The following is a 4,266-nucleotide window of genomic DNA, read 5'->3' as shown; positions in this document are numbered from 1 at the left end:
CTATATATTCAACTGTTACCTTGTCTAGCTTCACATCTCCATCCCAGTAATTTTCATTTTTATCGACTACACATTGCTTTTCGTCAAATGATTCGACTACAAATGGACCAGTTCCTACAGGTTTAGTTTTCATATCTTCAGAATCTACATCTAATATAACTAAGTCTGGATCACATAATTGATTTATTAAAGCTGGATTTGGTTTAGTGGTTTTTATAGTAAGTGTTTGTCCATCAGCTTTCATTGATTCTACAGATAGAGCTTGTCCTGCACTAACATCTTTATTATCTAAAACTCTCTGAATTGATGCTTTTGCTGCCTCTGCATCCAACTCTTTTCCATTTGAAAAAGTTATACCATCTTTTATTACGATTTCCCAAGTTGTATCATCTACTGTTTTATACTCTTTAACTAGCCATGGTTCTATTGTACTGTCATCGTTGACTTTAAATAATGTCTCCCCTATGCCATAGCGAAGAGTAAACCAGCCATTATAACTAGCTTCGGCTGGGTCTAGAGATCCAGTCGTAGCATATACCCCTGTTCCATAAACTAATTCCTTTCCTGATTCCTTCGAATCTGAAGAATTACTACAGCCAGTAAATATTCCAACTGATAATACTGCTGATAGTAAAAGTGCTACTGTTTTCTTTAACTTCATTTTAGACTTCCTCCTTAAATTTCTTTGTATCTTGGATCTAAAAAATCTCTTATACTATCGCCGAGATAATTTAAAATCATAACAGTTATTATAATTGCACAGCCTGGATATAAAACTATCCACGGACAAGTTTGCAAATAACTTCTACCTTCATTTAACATATATCCCCATTCTGCTGTAGGTGGAGCTACTCCTAAACCTAAAAACGACAATCCCGCCAATTCGAGCATTGTAACACCTACATCTAGCATTACAGTTATCATTATTTCTCCCATAATATTTGGAATTATATGTTTGACTATAATATTAAAATCTGATAATCCAGATACCTTGCACGCTTGTATAAATGTATTTTCTTTAATAGAAATTGTCTTACTTCTAGCCAGCCTAGCGAATTTAGTCCATCTCACTGCTACAAGTGCTATGATAGCATTTACAATACCTATTCCGAGCATCCCAGCTATAGCTACTGCGAGTACCATTCCTGGAAATGCCAGAAAAATATCAGTTATTTTAGATATAAAGGAATCTACCCTTCCTCCAAAATAACCTGCTGCTACTCCAAATGCAACACCTATTACAGTTACAATGATTACTATAATTATCGAACCGAATATAGATGGAGCGCCTCCACATAAAACCCTAGAAAATACATCCCTTCCAAATTTATCTGTCCCAAATAAATGAGCGCTGCTTGGAGCACTAAGCGATATCGATAAATCCTGTGCATTAGGGTCATACGGAACTACATAAGGAGCTATGATACATATAGCTAAAAGTATCGCTGTAAGTACAACTGATATAATCAAGTTCAGCTTTGTGTTACCTATTCTTCTGACTTTCTTTAATGAATTTTCCATTAGCCTTCCTCCTGACTTGATTTTATTCTAGGGTCGATAAATCTATAAACTATATCTGTAATCAAATTTATAACCACGAATGCAACCGCAATCCAAACAACATATCCCTGAAGTAATAAATAATCTCTCTTAGTAATCGCCTCTATAGATAGCTTTCCAAGTCCAGGCCACATAAAAATCGTCTCAACTATACATGTCCCACCTAGAAGTGAGCCAAACGAAAGGCCTATCAATGTCGAAATAGTTAGCATAGCATTTTTTAAAACATTTACATATACTATCGTATTTTCCTTTATTCCCCTCGATCTCGCCCCGATTACGTAAGGCTTTTCGAGCTCCTCTAATATAGCCGCTCTAATTTGTCTGATATACTTGCAGGTCATCCCGAGACCTAGAGTTATAGTCGGCATTATAATAGAAGATGCTTGTTTGTCTCCATATGCAGGCAATATTTTCAACTTTATAGAGAATATATAAATAAGTATTAAAGCTAAAAAGAAACCAGGCACTGCAGAACCTATAAAAGATAGGATTCTGATAATATAATCTGCTATTTTATTTCTCTTCACCGCAGATAAAATTCCAAGAGGAATTGATATAATCAGTGTAAACAACAATGAACTCACTGCAAGCTCCACAGTTGGAAGTACAGCATTTAATAGAGTTTCTGCAACTGGCTTGTTTGTGATATATGAATTTCCAAAATCACCGTGTAAACATCCTATTAGCCAGTTAAAATATTGCTTTAAAAAAGGTTCATTAAGTCCTAAACTCTCTCTAAGACTATTTACCTCTTGTTGTGTAACTACACCTCCACTCGCTTTTAACATTAGCTCTGCTGGATCACTTGGCGATAAATACATAAGCAAAAATGATAAAAAAGAAATACCGAGCAATATTGGTATTAGATTTAATAGCCTTTTTTTTATATACTTTCCCAAAAAAATCCCCTCTTTCTAAATAATTTTTCGTAAACAAGAAAATTATGAAAGCCCCATAATAAACTGTTTTTCTTAACAATTTTCAACGAAACTTTCATAATTCCACTTAAAATAATAAATATTCAATTTTATACGCTTGCCATTTTGACTGCACAAACCTTGAACATAGGTGTTGGATTATAAAAATCATCCTTCACCTTGTAAATTCTTTCACTGACTTTGTAGTCAGTTTTACATGATTCAAATCCAATTTGTTTTAAATATTCTTTATCCCAAATAGGTCTTTGTCTCTTGCTTATGTCTAATTCTTCCTTTATATTATCACATTCCTCCATTAAATCAACCTCTATTTTAGAATGTGCATGATCTTCACCTAAAGTTTTCGCTTCCTCTCTAAAAGAAACCTTGCCGTAGTCAGCATCGAAATTTAAAAGCACTCCGTCCTTTTTAAGAACTCTATACCATTCCCTATATGCTTTTTCTATATCTGGAAGTGTCCATGTCAAGTTTCTAGAAATAACTACATCGAACTCTTCATCATCAAAATCTAATTCTTGAGCATTCATAACTCTAAAATCTATGTCGTAATCCAACATATTTGCAATTTGATCTGCTTTCTCTATCATTGATTTAGTTAAATCAATTCCTACTACCTTATGCCCTAAAGATGCCAATATCACTGAGAAAAACCCTGGTCCACATCCTACATCTAGTATTTTTAAATTTTCTTTGTCAGGTAAATTTGATATTATCTCATCTTCCCATAATTTTCTCTTGTCGCTGTTTAATTCTTCTACACGTAAATCATAAAATTTGTCACTTCTTTTTGACCAGTAACTTTCTATTCTGTCTTCTAAATTCACTTTAAATCTCCCCTATACTACCTTAATTTTACTTTTATATTTTAATATAAATCGATTTATTTTTCAGCTATTATCATAAACATTGGAGTTGAACCGTAGTTTAATTTTTCTTCTTCATTCCATGTTTTTGTCCAGATGTTTTGATCTATTTCTATATTTTTAAATCCTATTTTATTTAAAACCATTCTATCCCAAACAGGTCTTTGGATTTTGCTTAATGGAAGCTGTCTAGCTATTTCCTCCATAGAATCTATATCTGTACATGTGTAGTGGTCGTCCATTCCTGAAAGCTCTACATTTTTTCTGTCGTTTTCGTATTCTCTTCTCTTTTCTTCATCGAAAAGATGTAAATACCAGTTAGCATCGAAATTTATCATTTTTCCGCCGTTTCTTAAAACCTTGTACCAGCTATTATATGCTCTTTCTGGATCCTTTAAGTTCCAAGTAAGGTTTCTAGTAACTATTAAATCAAATTGTCCTTCATCGAATTCTAAGTTATGAGCATCCATTCTTCTAAATTTTATCTTATCAACTAAGCTACCAGCATTTTGTTTTGCTTTGTTTAACATTTCTTCTGTATAATCTACAGCAGTTACATCGTATCCTGCTGATGCTAATATTATAGAGAAAAATCCTGGTCCACATCCTATATCTAATACCTTTAATCTTCTGTCCCCTGCAAAAGTTGGCGCATTAGATTTTATTATATCTATCCATTCAAGCTTTTTATTACTTTTTAATTCATCTATATTTACTTGGCAGTAACCTTCAGCTCTATTTGTCCAATATTTTTCGTTTTCCTTTAAAAATTGATTCATCTTCATATTCTTTCCCACCCCTAAATTTCTTTGTAAAATAAAAAATGTCACAAAAACAACGTGCGATCTTTAGCACTATTATCTTCGTGACAATGTTAATTCTTTGTTTATTTAAATAATTTA

Annotated in this window: 5 protein-coding genes; all 5 read right to left on the bottom strand. The window is 33.0% G+C overall.

The features are described 5' to 3' along the window. Positions 1 to 661: ABC transporter substrate-binding protein (locus tag MR593_RS09645; protein ID WP_290692295.1), on the bottom strand; the 661-nt coding region annotated here is incomplete at its 3' end. Positions 662 to 675: 14 nt separating this feature from the next. Beyond that, complete coding sequence (gene nikC / locus MR593_RS09640) at positions 676 to 1,521, bottom strand: nickel transporter permease (RefSeq protein ID WP_290692293.1); 846 nt, start codon at positions 1,519 to 1,521, stop codon at positions 676 to 678. Further along, positions 1,521 to 2,462 carry a nickel ABC transporter permease gene (nikB, locus tag MR593_RS09635; RefSeq protein ID WP_290692291.1) on the bottom strand — a complete coding sequence of 314 codons (942 nt, stop codon included), beginning with the start codon at positions 2,460 to 2,462 and terminating at the stop codon, positions 1,521 to 1,523. Before nikB ends, nikC begins: the two co-directional genes overlap by 1 nt. Positions 2,463 to 2,590: 128 nt before the next feature. Next, positions 2,591 to 3,325 carry a class I SAM-dependent methyltransferase gene (locus tag MR593_RS09630; protein ID WP_290692289.1) on the bottom strand — a complete coding sequence of 245 codons (735 nt, stop codon included), beginning with the start codon at positions 3,323 to 3,325 and terminating at the stop codon, positions 2,591 to 2,593. A 56-nt stretch (positions 3,326 to 3,381) separates the two neighbouring features. Next, entirely contained in the window at positions 3,382 to 4,149 is a 768-nt protein-coding gene (locus tag MR593_RS09625) for a class I SAM-dependent methyltransferase (protein WP_290692287.1), read from the bottom strand. Positions 4,150 to 4,266: the final 117 nt, after the last annotated feature.

Origin of the sequence: Intestinibacter sp. (assembly GCF_022780145.1) — a bacterium.
Taxonomy (GTDB): Bacteria; Bacillota; Clostridia; order Peptostreptococcales; family Peptostreptococcaceae; genus Intestinibacter.
This window is presented reverse-complemented; position numbering and strand designations above follow the sequence as displayed.